Origin of the sequence: Nocardia elegans NBRC 108235, assembly GCF_001612845.1 — a bacterium.
GTDB classification, from domain to species: Bacteria; Actinomycetota; Actinomycetes; order Mycobacteriales; family Mycobacteriaceae; genus Nocardia; species Nocardia nova.
This window is the reverse complement of record NZ_BDBF01000038.1, coordinates 1-17,592: the sequence shown is the minus strand read 5'-3', so window position 1 is coordinate 17,592 and position 17,592 is coordinate 1. Positions and strand designations below refer to the sequence as shown.

General features: G+C 69.2%; 14 protein-coding genes. 11 read left to right on the top strand and 3 right to left on the bottom strand.

The genetic code is table 11. The annotated features are described in order from the left end of the window. The first annotated feature begins 244 nt into the window (after positions 1-244). From rplU to proB, 4 genes are all read left to right on the top strand, one after another. Positions 245-556 carry a 50S ribosomal protein L21 gene (gene rplU, locus NE2_RS24775; protein WP_030512746.1) on the top strand — a complete coding sequence of 104 codons (312 nt, stop codon included), beginning with the start codon at positions 245-247 and terminating at the stop codon, positions 554-556. Positions 557-604: 48 nt separating this feature from the next. Next, a complete protein-coding gene (gene rpmA / locus NE2_RS24770; RefSeq protein ID WP_030512747.1) occupies positions 605-871 on the top strand; it encodes a 50S ribosomal protein L27 in 267 nt (88 codons plus the stop codon). A 126-nt stretch (positions 872-997) separates the two neighbouring features. Beyond that, complete coding sequence (gene obgE / locus NE2_RS24765; RefSeq protein WP_063029896.1) at positions 998-2,458, top strand: GTPase ObgE; 1,461 nt, start codon at positions 998-1,000, stop codon at positions 2,456-2,458. Between the two features lie 106 nt (positions 2,459-2,564). Then, positions 2,565-3,683 (top strand): glutamate 5-kinase, encoded by a 1,119-nt coding sequence (gene proB / locus NE2_RS24760; protein ID WP_063029959.1) that lies wholly within the window; start codon positions 2,565-2,567, stop codon positions 3,681-3,683. Between the two features lie 469 nt (positions 3,684-4,152). On the opposite strand, the gene NE2_RS24755 is transcribed toward proB, so the two are convergent. The 3 genes from NE2_RS24755 to NE2_RS24745 form a co-directional block, all read right to left on the bottom strand. Continuing rightward, positions 4,153-5,460, bottom strand: coding sequence for a hypothetical protein (locus NE2_RS24755; RefSeq protein WP_063029894.1), 1,308 nt, complete (start codon positions 5,458-5,460; stop codon positions 4,153-4,155). Then, positions 5,457-5,831: a hypothetical protein gene (locus tag NE2_RS24750; protein WP_030512751.1), complete on the bottom strand. Its 375-nt coding sequence runs from the start codon at positions 5,829-5,831 to the stop codon at positions 5,457-5,459. Before NE2_RS24750 ends, NE2_RS24755 begins: the two co-directional genes overlap by 4 nt. 216 nt (positions 5,832-6,047) lie before the next feature. Continuing rightward, positions 6,048-6,752, bottom strand: coding sequence for an ESX secretion-associated protein EspG (locus tag NE2_RS24745; protein ID WP_063029892.1), 705 nt, complete (start codon positions 6,750-6,752; stop codon positions 6,048-6,050). A gap of 270 nt (positions 6,753-7,022) precedes the next feature. Here NE2_RS24745 and NE2_RS24740 point away from each other — a divergent pair, with 270 nt between their 5' ends. From NE2_RS24740 to NE2_RS24710, 7 genes are read left to right on the top strand one after another with little or no spacing between them, the layout of a single operon-like run. Next, complete coding sequence (locus NE2_RS24740; RefSeq protein ID WP_233429871.1) at positions 7,023-9,704, top strand: phosphoenolpyruvate synthase; 2,682 nt, start codon at positions 7,023-7,025, stop codon at positions 9,702-9,704. Next, positions 9,694-13,056, top strand: a complete 3,363-nt coding sequence (locus NE2_RS24735) for an AMP-binding protein (RefSeq protein ID WP_063029888.1) — start codon at positions 9,694-9,696, stop codon at positions 13,054-13,056. Before NE2_RS24740 ends, NE2_RS24735 begins: the two co-directional genes overlap by 11 nt. Beyond that, positions 13,056-13,307, top strand: a complete 252-nt coding sequence (locus NE2_RS24730) for an acyl carrier protein (protein ID WP_063029886.1) — start codon at positions 13,056-13,058, stop codon at positions 13,305-13,307. The genes NE2_RS24735 and NE2_RS24730 overlap by 1 nt, the downstream gene beginning before the upstream one ends. Next, positions 13,304-14,398, top strand: coding sequence for an SDR family oxidoreductase (locus tag NE2_RS24725; RefSeq protein WP_063029884.1), 1,095 nt, complete (start codon positions 13,304-13,306; stop codon positions 14,396-14,398). Before NE2_RS24730 ends, NE2_RS24725 begins: the two co-directional genes overlap by 4 nt. After that, entirely contained in the window at positions 14,395-15,297 is a 903-nt protein-coding gene (locus NE2_RS24720; protein ID WP_063029882.1) for a nucleoside-diphosphate kinase, read from the top strand. Before NE2_RS24725 ends, NE2_RS24720 begins: the two co-directional genes overlap by 4 nt. Beyond that, a complete protein-coding gene (locus tag NE2_RS24715) occupies positions 15,294-16,253 on the top strand; it encodes a ScbA/BarX family gamma-butyrolactone biosynthesis protein (RefSeq protein ID WP_063029880.1) in 960 nt (319 codons plus the stop codon). The genes NE2_RS24720 and NE2_RS24715 overlap by 4 nt, the downstream gene beginning before the upstream one ends. After that, the gene (locus tag NE2_RS24710) at positions 16,247-17,302 is read left to right on the top strand and encodes a UbiA prenyltransferase family protein (RefSeq protein WP_106958606.1); all 1,056 of its coding nucleotides are present in this window, start codon (positions 16,247-16,249) and stop codon (positions 17,300-17,302) included. Before NE2_RS24715 ends, NE2_RS24710 begins: the two co-directional genes overlap by 7 nt. Positions 17,303-17,592 lie beyond the last annotated feature (290 nt).

Sequence of the window (17,592 nt, the reverse complement as noted above, 5' to 3'; positions counted from 1 at the left end):
TTGGTGCGGGGGGTGGCAGTCCTGTAATCTTGGACAGTCGCTGCCCGGTGACAGCACCGTGTTGTGTTGAGAAAACGCTGCGCTGTCATGAGATCCGGCTCGAAAACGAGCCCTCCGGTGCGGAAGAAGTACCGAGGCGGCGGTGACTATCAGACCAGTCGTACGGCGGTTTCCGGTGTCCACCGGCAGGCGGCCGTGTGAGCAGAGTGCCGAGCACTAGTTGAGGAAAGAGGGCAGCCGACCGATGGCAACGTACGCGATCGTCAAGACCGGCGGAAAGCAGTACAAGGTCGCGGTCGGTGACCTGGTGAAGGTCGAGAAGATCGAGGGTGAACCGGGCACGGCCGTATCGCTGTCGCCGGTGCTGGTGGTTGACGGCGCCGAGCTGACTACCGATGCCGACAAGCTGGCCAAGGTTTCGGTGTCCGCCGAGGTGGTCGAGCAGACCAAGGGCCCGAAGATCCGGATCCACAAGTTCAAGAACAAGACCGGCTACCACAAGCGTCAGGGCCACCGTCAGAAGCTGACGGTCCTGAAGGTCACCGGCATCAAGTAATTTCGACCTAGCGGAACCACCCGGTTTCGAATCGAGGAGTTTTCAGCCATGGCACATAAGAAGGGTGCGTCCAGCTCTCGCAACGGTCGCGATTCCAACTCCAAGCGACTCGGCGTGAAGCGCTTCGGAGGCCAGGCCGTCAAGGCCGGCGAGATCCTGGTTCGCCAGCGCGGAACCCACTTCCACCCCGGCGTCAATGTCGGCCGCGGCGGCGACGACACGCTGTTCGCCCTCGAGGCGGGCGCGGTCCAGTTCGGCACCAAGCGGGGCCGCAAGACCGTCAACATCGTGGTACCGGAGCCGGTGCAGGCCTGAGCCGCGCCGGAGCCTTCTCCACACATTCTTCGAAGCGGGCCAGGGTTTAGCAGATAAACCCTGGCCCGTTCGCCGTTCCGGGAGGCTCACCACCACCGTCCACCGAAACATAGAGGTCCAGCTGGCATGTCCAAATTCATCGATCGTGTGGTGCTGCACGTCCGCGCCGGTAAGGGCGGCCACGGCTGTGCCTCGGTGCATCGGGAGAAGTACAAGCCGCTCGGCGGACCCGACGGTGGCAACGGCGGCAACGGCGGGGACGTGATTCTCGAAGTCGACCCCAACGTGCACACGCTGCTGGACTTCCACTTCCACCCGCACGCCAAGGCCGGCAACGGTAAACCCGGTGAGGGCGGTAACCGCGACGGCAAACAGGGTTCGGAGCTGCTGCTGAAGGTGCCCGACGGCACGGTCGTCATCGGCGACGACGGGGAGGTCGTGGCCGATCTGGTCGGCGCGGGCACCCGATTCGTGGCGGCGCGCGGTGGCCGCGGGGGACTCGGCAATGCGGCGCTGGTGTCGCGCGCCCGCAAGGCGCCCGGCTTCGCTCTGCTGGGTGAGGAGGGCGAGGAGCGCGATCTCGTTCTCGAACTGAAATCCGTGGCCGATGTCGGCCTGGTCGGTTTCCCGTCGGCCGGAAAGTCCTCGCTCGTCTCGGTGCTCTCGGCGGCCAAGCCCAAGATCGCCGATTACCCCTTCACGACGCTGGTGCCGAATCTCGGCGTGGTGTCCAGCGGGGACACCACCTTCACCGTCGCCGATGTGCCGGGCCTGATCCCCGGCGCCAGCGACGGACGCGGCCTGGGGCTGGACTTCCTGCGGCATCTCGAGCGATGCGCGGTGCTGGCTCACGTAGTCGATTGCGCCACACTGGAACCCGGCCGCGACCCGATCTCCGACGTCGACGCGCTGGAGGCCGAACTGGCCGCCTACCGCCCCGCCCTGCAGGCCGACGCCGGCCTGGGCGATCTGGCCGATCGGCCGCGCGTGGTCATCCTCAACAAGGCCGATATCCCCGACGCCGCCGAATTGGCCGAGATGGTGACGTCCGAGTTCACCGAGCGCGGCTGGCCGGTGTTCACGATTTCCGCGGTGAGCCGGGAAGGTTTGCGGCCGTTGACCTTCGCGCTGGCCGATATGGTCCGCGAGTATCGCGAGGCGCATCCGAAGGCGGCGCCGAAGCGTCCGGTGATCCGGCCGGTGGTGGCCGGGGAGACCGGCTTCACCGTCGAACCCGATCCGGAGGTCGAGGGCGGCTTCATCGTCCGCGGCGAGCGCCCCGAAAGATGGGTGCGCCAAACGCAGTTCGACAACGACGAGGCCGTCGGCTACCTGGCCGACCGGCTCGCGCGCCTCGGCGTCGAGGACGAGCTGGTCCGCCAGGGTGCGGTCCCCGGCGCCGAGGTCACCATCGGCGATGTGAGCTTCGAGTGGGAGCCGCAGATCTCGGCCGGGGTCGATATGGTGATGACCGGGCGCGGGACCGACCCCCGCCTGGACCAGACCGACCGCATCTCCGCCGCCGAGCGCAAGCATGCCTCCCGGGTGCGCCGCGGCCTGGTCTCGGAGGACGAGGACCAACCGTGATCGCCCGCCACGCCGGTTTCGCCGGTGTGTGCGGGCGTGCCGGTCCGGTAGTCGTCGTGCGTCACGGTGGTGGCGCGTCAAGTGAGTGAGTGTTGTTGTGACACAGGTGGATTCCGATAAGGGAGCGGTAACTACTCGGCAGTCGATCCGGACCGCGCGCAGCGTGGTGGTCAAGATCGGCTCGTCGGCGCTGACCAGCCTCGAGGGCGGACTCGACAACGCGCGCCTGGATAAGCTCGCCGAGGCGATCGAGGCCCGTATGCGCGCGGGATCGGATGTGGTGGTGGTGTCCTCCGGTGCGATCGGCGCCGGCATAGCCCCGCTCGGATTGGCCGCCCGCCCAAGGGATCTCGCGACGAAGCAGGCCGCGGCGAGCGTCGGCCAGTTGGCGCTGGCCCACGCCTGGGGCACCTCGTTCGCCCGATTCGACCGGGTTGTGGGGCAGGTGTTGCTCACCGCGGGTGACTTCGCCCGGCGCGAACACCACCGCAACGCGCAGCGCACCCTCGACCGTTTGCGTGCCCTGCACGCGGTCGCGGTGGTCAACGAGAACGACACCATCGCCACCGAGGAGATCCGCTTCGGTGACAACGACCGGCTGGCCGCGCTGGTGGCGCATCTGGTCGGTGCGGATGCGCTGGTTCTGCTGTCGGATGTGGACGGACTCTACGACGGCGACCCCCGCAAGGGCGCCGCCACATTCATTCCCGAGGTGCGCAGTAGCGCCGACCTCGACGGTGTGATCGCCGGTAGCGGTGGCGCACTCGGCACCGGCGGTATGGCGTCGAAGCTCTCGGCCGCCCGCCTCGCCGCCGACGCCGGCGTGCCCGTCCTGTTGGCCGCCGCCTCCGATGCGGCGCCGGCGCTGCGCGACGCCTCGGTGGGCACGGCCTTCGCCGCGCGCCCGGTCCGGTTGTCGGCCCGCAAGTTCTGGGTCCGCCACGCCGCCGACAGCCGCGGCGCCATCCACCTCGACGCCGGCGCCGTCAGGGCCGTCGCGCATTCGCGCCGGTCGCTCCTCGCCGCCGGCATCACCGGCGTCAAGGGCCGCTTCTACGGCGGTGATGTGGTCGACCTGCTCGCTCCCGACGGCCGCACCGTAGCGCGCGGCGTCGTCGAATACGACAGCACCGAACTGCAAGCCATGGCCGGCCACTCCACCTCCGAACTGCCGGAAGGTATGCAGCGCCCCGTCATTCACGCCGACGATCTGGTGAAGCTGTAGGCATCTCGGCTCCGGATCGAGAGTCATACCCGCAGCGCGAAAGCCACTCGGCCTCTGTACGTTCCAGCTCCGCTGCCGAGCCGTTCGATGCGAAGGCCCGTCGTCACCGTCGCGGTCGATGCCGCCGTGTCGGTCGGAGACAGCATTCTCGACGGAGCTCCTACCGCCGCGCCACGATGATCAACAGCGGTGCCAGGACCGGGCGGGGCGCGTTCCGCCCGGTCTGTCGGCGGCCGCCGAAATCTCTCGCGCGGCCGACTATCGATCAGCCCGGGGGATACACCGGTGGTCGGGAGTCGCCGGTGTGTCGGTGTTGGGGATGAGGGCTACGTGTGTGCGTCGGCGACAACGTTCTCGACAGGAGCTGTTCGCACTGAGTCGCGGTGGTCGGCCGGCTCACCTGGGTTGGGCGCTGGTGATGTGTCCACACATAGCTGGACTGCCGAAATCTCACGTCTCCGACTATCGATCAGCCCGGTGGCGAGATCCCGGGTTGGTCGGGAGTCGTCGGTGTATCGGTGTTGGGGATGGGGCCGGTGATACCTGGCTGGCCTTCTTGGTCGGTGAGCGGGGGCGCCGACGGGTCAGGTGGCTGCGGGGCCGGAGGTGGTGCGGGCGTGGGGGATTGGGGTGGCGGAGTGGATGCCGACGGGTCGGGTGAGTGCGGTGCGGGGGTGCCGGAGGGTGGCGCGGGAGCCGGTGCTGTGGTGGCCGGCGGCGCGGCATTCGGATCGGGCGGCGGTGGACCCGGCGGCATCGAACCGTCCGGACCGGACGGTGCCGGTGCCTGCGTCGGGTCGGGCGAGGGGGGAGTGGAGGAGGTCGGGGGCGCCGGGGTCGGCGCCGGGCCCGGATCGTGTGTCGGAGCGGCGGGGGGCGGCGCCGAGGGACTCGGTGCCGGGTCGCCGGGCGCGGGCGCGGGTTGCGTCTGCGAAGGTGCGGGAGCTGGGCTCTCGGGTGCGGGTGCGGGTGCGGGTGCGGGTGCGGGTGCGGGTGCGGGTGCGGGTGCGGGTGCGGATGGCGACTGCGGCGTGGGTGGAGACGGCGACGGCGGCGTGGGTGTGCCGGGGGCAGAGGTCGAGTCCGGTGCCTGATCCGGCGTCGAGGGCTCCGACTCGGAAGACGGTGGGGCGGTGGGGCTTTGGTGCGATTGCGGCCGGTCGCCGTCCGGGCGTGCGGGAGCGCTGGGACGCGGTCCGCCGGGGTCGGCTTGCGCTGGGGGTTCGGGCAGGGCCGGGACCGCGGTGCCCGCGGCGGAGTAGGCCGGTTTGTAGATCATGTTCATCGTCAGAATCGCCTCTTGACGCATGACCTCCTGGGCGATGCGCGCATCGATCACATGCGCGGCCTCCAGCACCCGGGCGATGGCGCCCACCGGTCCGGAATCGCCCGGCGGCGGTACCGCCATCTTGACCGCTTCCGCGGCTCCGGCGACCGCCCCGAGCCGAGCACCGACCTCACCGAAGACAGCGGCCAACTCGTCGACGGAGGCGGCGAAGCTGTGCGCGCTCGCGGCGGCCGCCTCGGCGGCCGGGCCCTGCCATCCGGCGTGATCCATGATTCGTTCGGCCTGCGATCGGGTGGCGGGCATGGACCCGGTCAGCGTGGCGGCCGCCTCCAACCAGATCAGCGACGCCTGCAGAATCTCACCGGCCTCGATCTTCTCGGTTCCGGCGTGGATCTGCTCATGCGTCATCGACTCGAAATGTTCCATGGCGCTGACGTATTGGGGATCGGTGCGCGAAGCGGCCGGCCCGTAACGGAATTCGGCGCTCATCGCGACAGCCCGGACGAGATCGCCCGCAGCGCGGCCGCATGCGCGGAATCGGCCTCCTCATAGAGCCCGGCGCTGGTCAGAAAGGCCTCTTTCATGCGGTAGGCGGCGGCGATGTACTGGTCGAGCAGTTCGGCCGCATCGCGCGCCTTGCGGCCGAAGCCGGCCTGCAGCTGCTGCGCGGAAAAGAAGCCTCCGAAGCCGCTGAGCTGCGACACCGAATCGAGGCGCTGCTGTAGTTCCCGAAGCCGGTCGGCCTGCTGCTGATAGATCTCCGCGCACCCACGCGCGGCCGCCGGATCGAAGGTGACGGTTCCCCCGCGCGCGGCCTGCAAGAAACGGGTGATATCGGCCTGGCTGGTCTCGATCGTCATGCGCACCCCTGAGATCGGTCGGTCCGATCAGCCTAATGGGGAACGCCCGGAGGCGGCAGCGGAGCGTTACCACGTAGGGCTCCCCATTGGGCTGTAATCACACAGCCCGATGGGGATGGCCGAGACGGCTTCCCGATGAGGCTGCAGGTCGACCCAGCTTACTGGTTCCGGCGATGTCCGGTCAGCCCGAGTTGCCCGAATCCGTGCATGCCACAGTCATCGCGGAATGCGTTTTTGCAGATGAGTGCCGATCTGCTGCCGGCTCGCGGGCACGATATGGACTTCGTCGCCCGCCTTGATGAGATAGCGCCCGTCGTCGGCGACGTCGATCCAGGTGTAGTACAGCGGTGCGGGTGGTGTGGCCCGGTCCAATCCGGATTCGATGCGGATATGTCCTTCGGCGGTATGCGGTTTCAGCAGCAGGCGGCGTATGCGCGGCGCCGGCGGCGAGGACGGCCGGGGGCAGTCGTCGTCACGCACCGCTTCGCTCGGCGCCGAGCGTGCGGGTTCGCTTCCGGCCGGGCACTCGGGCAGCAGGGCGGCGATGCGGGCGCCCAGTTTGGCGGTGTGACCGATCGACAAGCGGATGGACCCGCCGAATCCGGGTGTGCGTCCCGGTTCCTGGATCGCGAGTACGGCGTGGTCGTAGATCGCCGCCGCCACCGCCCGGATCTCGGTTCCCGCGCTGTGTGCGCCCCCGATCGCGACCACGCGGGTATGCGGCGCGGCCAGGATGCGCAGACATGCGGACAGGTCGGGGTCCGCGCCGAGCGGCAGCCGTACCTCGAGGGCCTTGCGCAAGGTGGCCGCCTCGTCCTCGGTGCGGGGTGACTCGAGGATGCGAAGCGGGAAGGGATGGCGATCGAGGTCGGTCTCGCGCCAGATGTGCGCGAACTCGTCCGGTGTGAATGTCCAACTCACGCCGAATTACACCCTCCACCGATCGTCACGAGCCTCAACGTAGCGTAGCCGCGCGCCCGGCGGGCGGCCAGCCGATCTTGTTCGGAATTCGGTTAACACCGGTGAGCGCGGCCGGTATATCGAGACAACGCCGTGGTGACCGCCTGTGCATCGCGGCATGCCGGATCCGTGATCACCGGTATTCCGAAACGTCGACACTTCAGATATATCGTTACGAACTCTGCGAGCGACCGCTGGGCAGGCGCACGGTCCGCGATGACAGGAGACCTGGTGCACGAATCCGAAGCGAGCCTTGCCGAAGCCGCGGAGGCGGGCGGGAAGGCGGCCGGGCTGCGTCGGTTGCGCGATGCGGCGTTGCCGGTGCCGGATTGGCTGGTCGTCGAGCCGTCGCTGTTCGAGCACATGCCGTCCGAGATCGTCGCGGCGGCAGCGGATTTCGTGGCCGCCACCGACCTCGACGAGGCGCTTATCCGCGGCGCCCGGCTGCGCGCGAGCATCATGACCGCCACACCCCCGGATGCTCTCGTGGGCGCGATGGACGAGGTGTGGCGTCGCCTGGGCCGTGGTCCGGTGGCGGTCCGGTCGTCGGCCGCGGCGGAGGACGGAACCACGTATTCGTTTGCCGGGCAATTCGATTCGTTCCTGAACGTCTCCGGCGCCGAGGCGATCGCCTCCGTGGTGACGGCCTGCTGGGCCTCGGCGTTGTCGCCGCGGGTGATCACCTACTGTTTCGCGCACGGACTGGCGCTTCCGGAGATGCCGGCGGTCATCGTGCAACGCTTGATCGCGGCGGAGGCCAGCGGTGTGCTGTTCACCTGCGATCCGAGCACCGGCGCTACGGACCGGATGCTGATCAGTGCCGTCTACGGACTGGGCGAAGGGCTGGTCTCCGGTGCGGTGGACGCCGATACCTATGTCGCGGACAAGTTTTCGGGCGAAGTGATCGATACGACTCTGGGAGAGAAGGCGACTCGCTACCGTCCCGACGGCGACCAGGGCTGCATCGCGGTGGAGGTCGATCCCGCGCTGCGTTCGTGCCCGGCGCTCACCCCGGATCAGGTGACCCGGCTGATCGAGGTCGGCCGTCGGATCGAGAGCGCGACCGGCGTCCCGCAGGACGTCGAATGGGCCTTCGATGCGGAAGGCCGGCTCTGGGTGCTGCAAGCGCGCCCGGTGACCACCGCGGTCGGAGATTCGTTGCGCGGCGCCGGGGAGGCGGTGCCGGACGGCGACCTGCGAATCTGGGACAACTCCAACATCATCGAGAGTTTCAGCGGCATCACCTCACCGCTCACCTTCACCACCGCGGCCGATATCTACGGCCGGGTGTATCGCGGATACGCCGAATCCCTGGGCGTGCCGAGGGCGCAGGTAGCGCAGACCGACAGCTGGACTCCGGTGCTGCTCGGTTACTTCCACGGCCGCGTCTATTACAACCTGCTGCACTGGTACCGGATGGTCGGCATCGCGCCCGGCTATCCGCTCAACCGCCGTGTCCTCGAGGCCGCGCTCGGCGTGGCCGAACCACTTCCCGACGACATCGCGAAGACGCTGCGCCCGTTCACTTTCGGCAATCCGGTGCGGCGAGCGCTGTCCCGGACGCGCACCACCGCGATCTATCTGCGCCGCATCGCCGGGATCGACGCCATGATGCGGCGGTTCCTCGACGATTTCTACCGCGTCTACGACGATTTCGAGTCCCACGACGACAGCGCCGACACCGGCGCCCAGGCCTACGCCCGCTATCGCGAACTCGATCGGGAGCTGGTGCATCGCTGGGGTCCGATGATGGTTCTGGACGCGATGCTGCTGACCCTCACCGGCCTGTTGTATGTGCTCACCCGGCTATTCCTGCCGAAGGCGCCGGAGTGGTTCCTCTACGCCGTCGCGGGGCCCGGGGCCGACGTCGAATCCGCCGAGCCGGCCCGCGCCATGTCCGCCCTCGCCGCCACCGTCCGCGAGAACGCCGAACTGCGCAAACTACTGGAAAGCACTGCCCCGGAAGGTGTGTACGACGCGCTGGTGACGGCGGGCCACGACGAGTTCCGGGCGCGCGTCGACGAATACATCGACCGCTACGGCTATCGCAGCCTCGACGAACTGAAGCTCGAGACGCCGGATCTGCGGGAGGATCCGTCGGGCCTGTTCGTCATGGTGCTGGCCGCGCTACCGGAACAGCAGGACCGCGCCGCCGACGATGCGCAACGATATCTCGATGCGCACCTGCGTGGTTGGCGCCGTGCGATCTATGAACGCTTGCGGCGCAAGGTGGCTCGCTGTGCCGCGCATCGGGAGAGTCTGCGCTTCTGCCGTACCCGCGCCTTCGGCATGGTCAAGCGAACAATCCGAATCATGGGACGAGACCTGGTGCGGCGCAATATCATCGACGAATTCTCCGATGTGTTCTACCTGACGCTGCCGCAACTGCGGAGCTGCTACGAGAGCGGCGAGACGGCCGGTCTGCGCGCGGTGGTCGCCGCCCGCAAACAGCAGCGCGCCGCCGACGCTCGCCTGGTCGCGCCGGCCCGCTTCGTCACCCACGGCGGTGGTTTCGGTCCGGCCGAACTCGCGGCGGTCGGCTGGGTGCCGATCACCGACACTCCGGCGGCGACGGCGGGCTCGGTCTTCACCGGGACGCCGTCGGGCGGCGGTATCGGGACGGGACCGGCGGTGGTGGTCGACGAACCGCGCGATGTGGCGGGCGGTGTGCTCGTCACCTATCGAACCGACCCCGGCTGGGTGGCGGTACTGCCGTCGGCGACGGCACTGGTCGTCGAGCGCGGCAGCCCGCTCACCCACGTCGCCATCGTCGCGCGCGAGCTCGGTGTGCCGACGGTGGTGCAGATTCCGGGCGTCACCAGATCCGTTCGTACCGGTATGCCGTTGCGGGTCGACGGCAGCAGCGGAACCGTCACCGTGCTCGACCAAGGGGAGGCAAGCGATGCCCAGTGAACTGCCGACGACCGGCGACGACCAGGAATTGGTGCGCGGCTGGCTGGTGAATCCCGCCACCGCCACCGGCATCCACCTCGCCGACGAAGCGGACGGCTGGCAGTTCCGCAGCTACGCGGAGCTCGCCGAGCTGACCTGGTCGGTCGCGGGCCGGCTCCGCGAACGGGGGCTCGGGGGCGATGACGAGGCCGGCGTCTGCGTCGTCATGCCGACCGGATTCCCCTGTGTCGCAGCGTTTTACGCCGTCTGGGCCTGCGGCGGGGTGTTCACGCCCATCGCGCCGCCGATGTTCGCCGATGTGGAGCAGTACATCGCGCATGTCGCGGCGATACTCGACCAAGCCGCGCCTCGCGTGGTCGTCACCTCGGTGGAACTGGAAGCACTGGTCCGGCAGGCGATGACCGCGGCCGGGCGTGCCGACGAACCGGTCGTCGTGGCCGAAACCGGGACGCCCGCCGAACGGACGCTCGCGCCCGTGGCCGAGACGGCACTGCTGCAATTCACCTCCGGGTCGACCGGAACCCCGCGCGGCGTGCGCGTGTCGTGGCACAACCTGGCCAACAACATCCGGATGATCAGCCGGCTGATCGACTGGCGGCCCGGCGAGGCGATGGTCTCCTGGCTGCCGCTCTACCACGATATGGGCCTGGTCGGCGCATTCCTCACCACGGTCGCCAATCAGGGGGACCTGTATCTGATGCGGCCCGATCAGTTCGTACGCGACCCCGCGCGCTGGTTGCGGGCGATGGCGCACGCCCAGCATTCGCCGTCGCCGTCGTTCGCCCTCGGCTATGTCGCACACCGCGTTTCCCCGGACGACATCGCCGATCTGGACCTGTCGGGATGGCGGACGCTCGCGGTCGGTTCCGAACCGGTCGAAGTCGAGGATCTGCGGTCGTTCGCCGAACTCACCGGCGCCCGCGGCTTTTCCGCTCGGGCCTACACCCTCGCCTACGGTTTGGCCGAGGCCACGCTGATGGTCACCTCCTCGGCGCGCGACCGGCCGCTGACGGCCTTGCGGGTCGATACCGCGACCCTGCGGCCCGGTGAGCGGGTGCGAGTCGTCGCTGAGGTCGCACTCGCCGACGATCGGTGGGTGAGCGGCCCGGGCTGGATCACGGGCTTGGGCTTCTCCACTCCCGAATCCACCGTCGTGGTGGTGGACGAGGACGGCCGCGAACTGCCCGACGGGGTGCTCGGGGAGATGGTGGTGATCGGCGATTCGGTCGCACTCGGTTATACCGACGGCGCCGGCGGCGCAACGCGCATCGCCGACGGCCGGCTCTACACCGGCGACGCCGGATTCCGTTATCACGACGAGGTTTTCGTGCTGGGCCGGATGGGCACGAGCCTGAAGGTCCGGGGACGTTCGGTGTTCATGGAGGACATCGAATCGCGGGTGGCCCGCGAAACCGGTATCACCAAGGGCAAGCTCGCGGCGGTCTCGCTGACCGGCGGCGCCGCACCCGGCATCGTGCTGTTCGTCGAAACGGCGCCGGGGGAGTGGATTGCCCGAGCCCGGACCGTGGTGCGTGGCGAACTGGGTCCCGCGGGCACCGTGGGCGTGGTCACCGGACCGCGCGGCTTCATCCGCCGCACCTCGAGCGGCAAACCGCGCCGCCGCCACATGTGGCAGCTGTATACCGAGGAGCGTTTGGCGGGCGCCACCGAACACCCCGCCACCGACACCACCACGACCGGTCTGTCCACCGAGCCCGCGCTGCCGCTCGATCGTGCCGAGCGGCTGCTGGCCGCCGCACTGGAAACGGTCTCGATCCCGCCGAATTCCGCCGCCCTGTTCGAGGGGTCGCTGGCGGAGGGATTCGGCAACGAGGGTTCCGATATCGACTTCCTGATCGTGGCACCCGGTGCCGAGGAGATGCCGACGCTACCGACCGTGGTGTTCGCCGACGGCCGCCGCATCGAGATCCGCACCCGGTCCGAGGCGCAACTGCGGGCGCAACTGGCTCGGGTGGCCGGTGCGGACGGCGCCGGCGACCTCGACGAGGACGTGCTGAACCGGTGTCAGCGGTTCCGGAACGCGACGGTGGTGCGGTCGAGCGCGGCCGTGGATCTGGACGGGTTGTCGGCGCTGCTGCCCGCCGGCACCTTCGCGGCGACCGTGTCCGACTGGTGGGCTCGGCGCAGCCGGCACGCGCTGTGGTTCGCGGTCGCGTTGCACGCGATGGGCGCCGACGCGGAAGCCGACGGGTGGGCCCGCGACGGCCTGCTCCAAGCCGTCAAATCGTGGGGCGCGCCGCGCGGGGAAACCTATATCGAGACGAAATGGCTTCCGCGACAGCTCGATCGAATCGCGTCGGTCGATCCGGACGCCGCCGAGCTGATCGACGCCTACCGTGCTGTCCCGGACACCGCGACACTCGACGAGCTGCTCGCACTGGCTCGGCGATTCGGCATCGCGGACGTCGCCGATGATCCCGACCGGATTCTGCTGGCCCGGATCGACGGCGTGACCACCTGGCCCATCGGGGACCGGATCCATGTCCTGCGCGACGACACCGATGTCTTCGCGCTCTCGGCTCGCGGTGCCGCGGCCTGGCGTGCCGTCGTCGCCCGCAAATCGGTCGCCGACATCCTGCGCCGGTCGCCGATCGGTACCGAACTCGCCGAATTCGTCCGCTTGGGCTTCGTCGGACTGGCCCTGCGCGGCGGCGAGACACTGCGTCTCGCGCTCGCCATGTGCAAACCGCTACGCCCCGTCACGCCGATTCCGTCCACGCGGATGCCCGCGCTCGGACTCGCCGGCGGCGGCGCGGACGGTGATATCGCGACCCTGTCACCGCTGCCGGCCCAGCGCTTCGTCGCCTGTGCGATGGAGGTGGTCTGGTCGAACGTGGTCCTGGAGAACGCGCGCGAGGACCTGATGGGCGCGGTCAAGGCGGGCCAGGGTGCGGTTGCCGATATCGCGGCGCATCGCGCGATCGCCATGTGTGTGCGAATGGCGCTGTCCACCTACGGTATTCACCCGCTGCCCGCGGATGTCGCGCCCGGTCCGACGGTGACCGCGCTGGTGCCGGACGCGGGATCGCTGCGGGAGCTGGTCGACCGCGCGTCGGCACTGCGCTTCTCCGCGGTCCTCGGATCGGGTGGGAGCGGCCTGGACGAACTGGCCGTGCTGGACGAACTCGCGGCGGCCGTGCGAGAGATCGCCGGTGGCGCGCAGTTCCCGGCGTCGTTCGATTCGCGAGAGCAATGGCGGCGCACCCTCGACATCAGCTACGACTGGCTGCGCCCGGCCGCCTACCTCGACACCGAACTGCCCCTCGACGAGGCCCGCGACCTGCTCGGCTCGGGCGGGCGGCAACCCCACCAGCACGACGGAGGACAGTGATGACGAATGTGGACAGCCCAGTGGCGGAACGGGTTCGCCAACTCGTCGTCGCGATGGCGCCGGCGCCGCCCGCCGAACCGGGTGACCGGTTGCGGCTGATCGAGGATCTCGGCTTCGACTCGCTGCGCTTGATGGAGCTGACGCTGGTCCTCGAACAGGCCTTCGGCCTACCGCGCTACCGCCCCGAACAGCTGGCCGGCGTGCGCCGCATCGGGGACGTGGTGACCCTGATCGAGGGGGTGGGATTGTGACCGGCCACGACGCCGTATTGGTGACCGGTGCGGGTGGCCTGGTCGGCGCCGAGGTGGTGGCGCGCCTCGGTGCGGCGGGACGGCCCGTTGTCGGTGTGCTGCACAGCAATTCACGGATCGTCGGCAACGACGGTTCGCAGCTGGACGGCATCGAGGCGGTGCGCGGCGATATCCGGCGGCTGGGGTTCGGCCTGTCCCGGCACGACGCCGCCGAACTCGGTTCCCGCGTCGGCATGATCGTGCACGCCGCCGCGACCACCGCTTTCGATGCCACCGCCGGCGACTACGAGGAACTGAACGTGCGCGGCACCGCGCACGCGATCGAGCTGGCGCTGCGCTGGGACGTGCCGCTGGTGTACGTGAGCACCGCCTATGTCTGCGGGATGCGGACGGGTGTCGTCGCCGAGGCGGAACTCGACGTCGGGCAAGCGTTCGGAAACGGCTACGAGGACAGTAAGTTCCGCGCCGAACGCCAGGTGCGCTGCACACCGGGACTGCGCTGGGCGGTCGTGCGCCCCGGTGTGGTCACCGGCGCCGCCGGCACCGGCGTGATCCGTGACTACAAGAACCTCTACACCGTGGTGAAGTTGATCGTCGAGGGCAAACTGCGCTCGCTGCCCGGCCGCTACGACGCCACGATCGCACCCGCCCCGGTCGACTTCGTCGCCGATGTGATCACGGCCGCCGCCATCGACTTCGAATCCGCTGTGGGACAGACCTTTCACGCCGTCGGCGCCGATGCGCTGTCGCTGCGCGATATTTCGGACGTCCTCGCCGAATATCCGTCCTTCCACGTCGCGACCTTCGTTCCCGAAGCCACCTTCTCGGTGGACGACCTGGAGCCGCTGGAACGCGAATACTTCCAGCGTATCGGCGCGCTCTATACGAGCTACTTCGCACGCCGCCCGCTGTTCGACACCACCGCGACCCACGCCCTGCTCGGACGGGATTGTCCCGCGACCGGCAAGCCGTATCTGCGATTGCTCCTGGACCACTGCCTGGAGAGCGGCTACCTCGGCGATCCGCTGCCCTCGGTACCGGAGGTGCTGGCGCGCTTCACCTGGGGCGCGAAGGCGGGAGGCAGCCGATGAACCTGGCGCAACTGCTGGCGGCGTCGACGCCGTTGCCGGACAAGGCGGCCGCCTATGCCGAGGACACCTACGTCCAGGAGACCGTCGACCACCTCGGTGAGGCCGGACTCGACGCGGCCGAATTCTCCCGCCGATACTCACTGCTGCTGCTGAAACCGGATGCGATCGTGGCCCGGGCGGTCGAACCGACCCTGCAGTGGTTGCGGGACAACGACTTCCGGGTCGTGGCGGCCCACATCTGCGCGGTCGACCGGCATCTGGTGCGCGCGCTGTGGTATTTCGCGTGGAATATCGCCTCGCCGGAGCGGCGGCGACTGGCCGATCTGCTGACCGAGATCTCCGACGCGCTGGTCCTCGTCGTCTCCGGCGAACCGGAGGCGCTGCCGACCTCGGTGCGGCTCACGGCGGCCAAGGGACCGACCGATCCGGGCAAGCGGCAGCCGGGCGAATTACGTTATGTTCTGGGCAGATACAGCTATCTGCTGAATCTGGTGCATTCGCCGGACGATCCGGCCGATGTGCTGCGGGAGTTCGCGATCTACTTCGACACCGACGCCCGCGCGCGGGTGCTGCGTGAGATCGCGACCGGGGAGGAGCGCGGTGCCGAAGCCGCCGCCTGCGCCGTGAAGCTGTACTCCCGCACTCCCGCAAGGGTTTTCACGCGTTCCGCCGCCACCGCGCGTCTGCTCGCCGACCTCGGCGACGTTCCGGCGGACTTCGATCCCGATCGTGACGAGGACTGTGCGCTGCTGTTGCGGCGCGCCTGGGCCACGGGCCGCGCGATCGATCCGTGGTCGGCCATCGTCCTCGGCTCCCAGGTACTTCCCATGCGCAACGGCGGGCGGCGCCAGACCCTGCCCCCGGTATCCGCACACGACTGGTTGGAGGCACGACCATGACGATCGACACCGCGACCATCCCGACCGCGAGCCATGTGCACACCATCTCCCGCCATCTCGCCCACCGCTGCGCGGTATCGGAGGTATTCGTCACCTCCCTGCACGCCGCGCGGTCCGACGAATTCGTGGTCGGCGCCCAGCTACCCCGCATGCACGCCTTCTACGGCGACCACCTGGCACCGTGGGACGGCACCTACGACCCCCTGCTGGTGATGGAGGCCGCCCGCCAGGCGGCGATCGCGCTCACGCACGAATACTTCGGCGTTCCACAGGATTTCGGCTTCGTCGTGCGCACCTTCAACGGTGCGGTGGCCGAGAGCGACAACTGGGCGATCGGGCCCGCGCCCGCGGATCTGGTGATGTCGGTGCAGATTTCGCGCCGCCATCGGCGCGGCGAGGTGCTGCAGGGGGTGGATATGGTGCTCGACATCGAATGCGGCGGAGCGCCGCTGATGATCGTGGACGGATCCTTCACCTGGGTGTCGCCGTCGCGCTGGGAGGCGCTGCGCGGCGGTTTGCGCACCGCACTGGGGCTCGGCGACATCGCCGCCGCGCTGCCACCGGGGCAGTCGGCCGCGGCGATCGACGTGGGCCGGGCCAACGCGCGCAATGTGGTGATCGGCCCGCTGCGACGGGTGGGCGCGGCCGCGGGCGCCGAGCTGGTGATCGATACCGGCCATCCGATTCTGTTCGACCACCCGGTGGATCACGTGCCCGGCAGTGTGCTGCTCGAGGCGGCACGTCAGACGGTCGCCGCGAGGGCGGTGTCGGAGCCGGGCCGGCTGATCGGGGTCTCCAGTTCCTTCGAGCGGTTCGTGGAACTGGACCACCGCGCCGAATGCGTGGCGCGCGCCTCGGATTCCGTTCCGGGACAGATCGATTGCGAAATCCACCAATGCGGTGGGGTGGCCGCGCGCATCGGCCTGCGCTACGACACCGACGAGGCGGAATGCTGAGCGGTTCCGCCGCGCCCGCCGGCCGGTCGGAGCAGGCGGCGGCCGCGAACCGATATCGAGCGTCCGGATCGGCCCTCGCGCGGATCGCGCGGTTCACCGTCGTGCGCTACGAAACGCATCATCTGCTCTACGCGGTCCTGTTCGTCGCCGCTGTGGAGGGCACCGCGGCGGTGGTGTCGCATCCGGACTCCGCATGGCGCCCGGGATGGGCGACGGCGGTGCGCATCGTCGTCGTCGCGGTACTGCTGCTGTATCTGCGCATGGTGGACGAGATCAAGGACCTCGACTACGACCGCGTGCACAATCCGGAACGGCCGCTGGTCACGGGGGCGGTAGGTGTCGGCGAACTATGGGTCGCGATCGGGGTGATCGCGGTGGCGCTGACCGTGGTGTCGTCGCTGCTGTCGTGGTGGTCCGCGGCCCTCGTCGTCGCCGCGATGGGGTACGGCCTCGCGCTGTGGGGGCTGGAAAGCGTGTCGGCGCGGATACACCGCGACCTGCTGCTGAACCTGGCCGTGACCTACCCGGTGCAGTTGTGGATCATCGCCTACCTCGTGCGCTCGGCGATCGATACCGGGCAGGTCGAAAACGGTTGGCGGACAGCCTGGGTCGCACTGATCTTCGCGGGCGCCTTCCTGCACTTCGAATTCGCGCGCAAGACGGTGGCCGACGTCAGGCCGGGGCAGTGGTACTACTCGAATGTGCTGGGAGTGCGGGGGAGCGTCGTCGCGACCGTGGGTTTCGCGGCCCTCGCGGTCGGTGCCGATGTGTTGCTGAGCCGACCGTGGGACCATCCGCTGCCGTGGGCGCTGCTGCTGTGGATACCGGTGGGACTGTTGATACTTCCGGCCCTCGCGGCGGGATCGTTCCTCACCCGGACATCGGTCTCGCCGTCGCCGCGCGAACCTGTCCGAGCCGGTCCGGCGTCGCCCGGTGAATCGGGCAGGGAGTCGGATTCTGCCACCCGGGCGTATCCCGTCATCCCGGCTGTGGTATTCGTACTGGTGTTGTATCTGATTCTCGTCGTCACGGCCGTGACCTGGCGATAGTTCCCATGGCGGACAGGGGCTGACGCCCCAGGGGCATCGGAAGGCCACTGAAAGGGCAGTGACCGGGCCGCCGCGAGCGCGCACGCTTGGAAGTAGCACCCGGCGCCGCAGGATTGCCCCCTTCGCATCGTGCGGTACACCGGATCCGGCGCGGTTTGCCCTTGCCGCGTCGGGCTCGCGGTCCGGTGTCTCGTTCGTGGCGTCGGGTGCAACCACGACCCTTCCGGAGGTATCCGATGTCCGCCGCCCCGCAGCCGTACGGCCGCGCCGCGCGGACCGGCCCGGGTGGG

Coding starts and splice junctions, on each gene's coding strand:
- NE2_RS24730 (WP_063029886.1), top strand. CDS start 13,056: ATGACGAATGTGGACAGCCCAGTGGCGGAACGGGTTCGCCAACTCGTC.
- NE2_RS24750 (WP_030512751.1), bottom strand. CDS start 5,831: ATGACGATCGAGACCAGCCAGGCCGATATCACCCGTTTCTTGCAGGCC.
- NE2_RS24710 (WP_106958606.1), top strand. CDS start 16,247: ATGCTGAGCGGTTCCGCCGCGCCCGCCGGCCGGTCGGAGCAGGCGGCG.
- rplU (WP_030512746.1), top strand. CDS start 245: ATGGCAACGTACGCGATCGTCAAGACCGGCGGAAAGCAGTACAAGGTC.
- obgE (WP_063029896.1), top strand. CDS start 998: ATGTCCAAATTCATCGATCGTGTGGTGCTGCACGTCCGCGCCGGTAAG.
- rpmA (WP_030512747.1), top strand. CDS start 605: ATGGCACATAAGAAGGGTGCGTCCAGCTCTCGCAACGGTCGCGATTCC.
- NE2_RS24735 (WP_063029888.1), top strand. CDS start 9,694: ATGCCCAGTGAACTGCCGACGACCGGCGACGACCAGGAATTGGTGCGC.
- NE2_RS24755 (WP_063029894.1), bottom strand. CDS start 5,460: ATGAGCGCCGAATTCCGTTACGGGCCGGCCGCTTCGCGCACCGATCCC.
- NE2_RS24715 (WP_063029880.1), top strand. CDS start 15,294: ATGACGATCGACACCGCGACCATCCCGACCGCGAGCCATGTGCACACC.
- NE2_RS24720 (WP_063029882.1), top strand. CDS start 14,395: ATGAACCTGGCGCAACTGCTGGCGGCGTCGACGCCGTTGCCGGACAAG.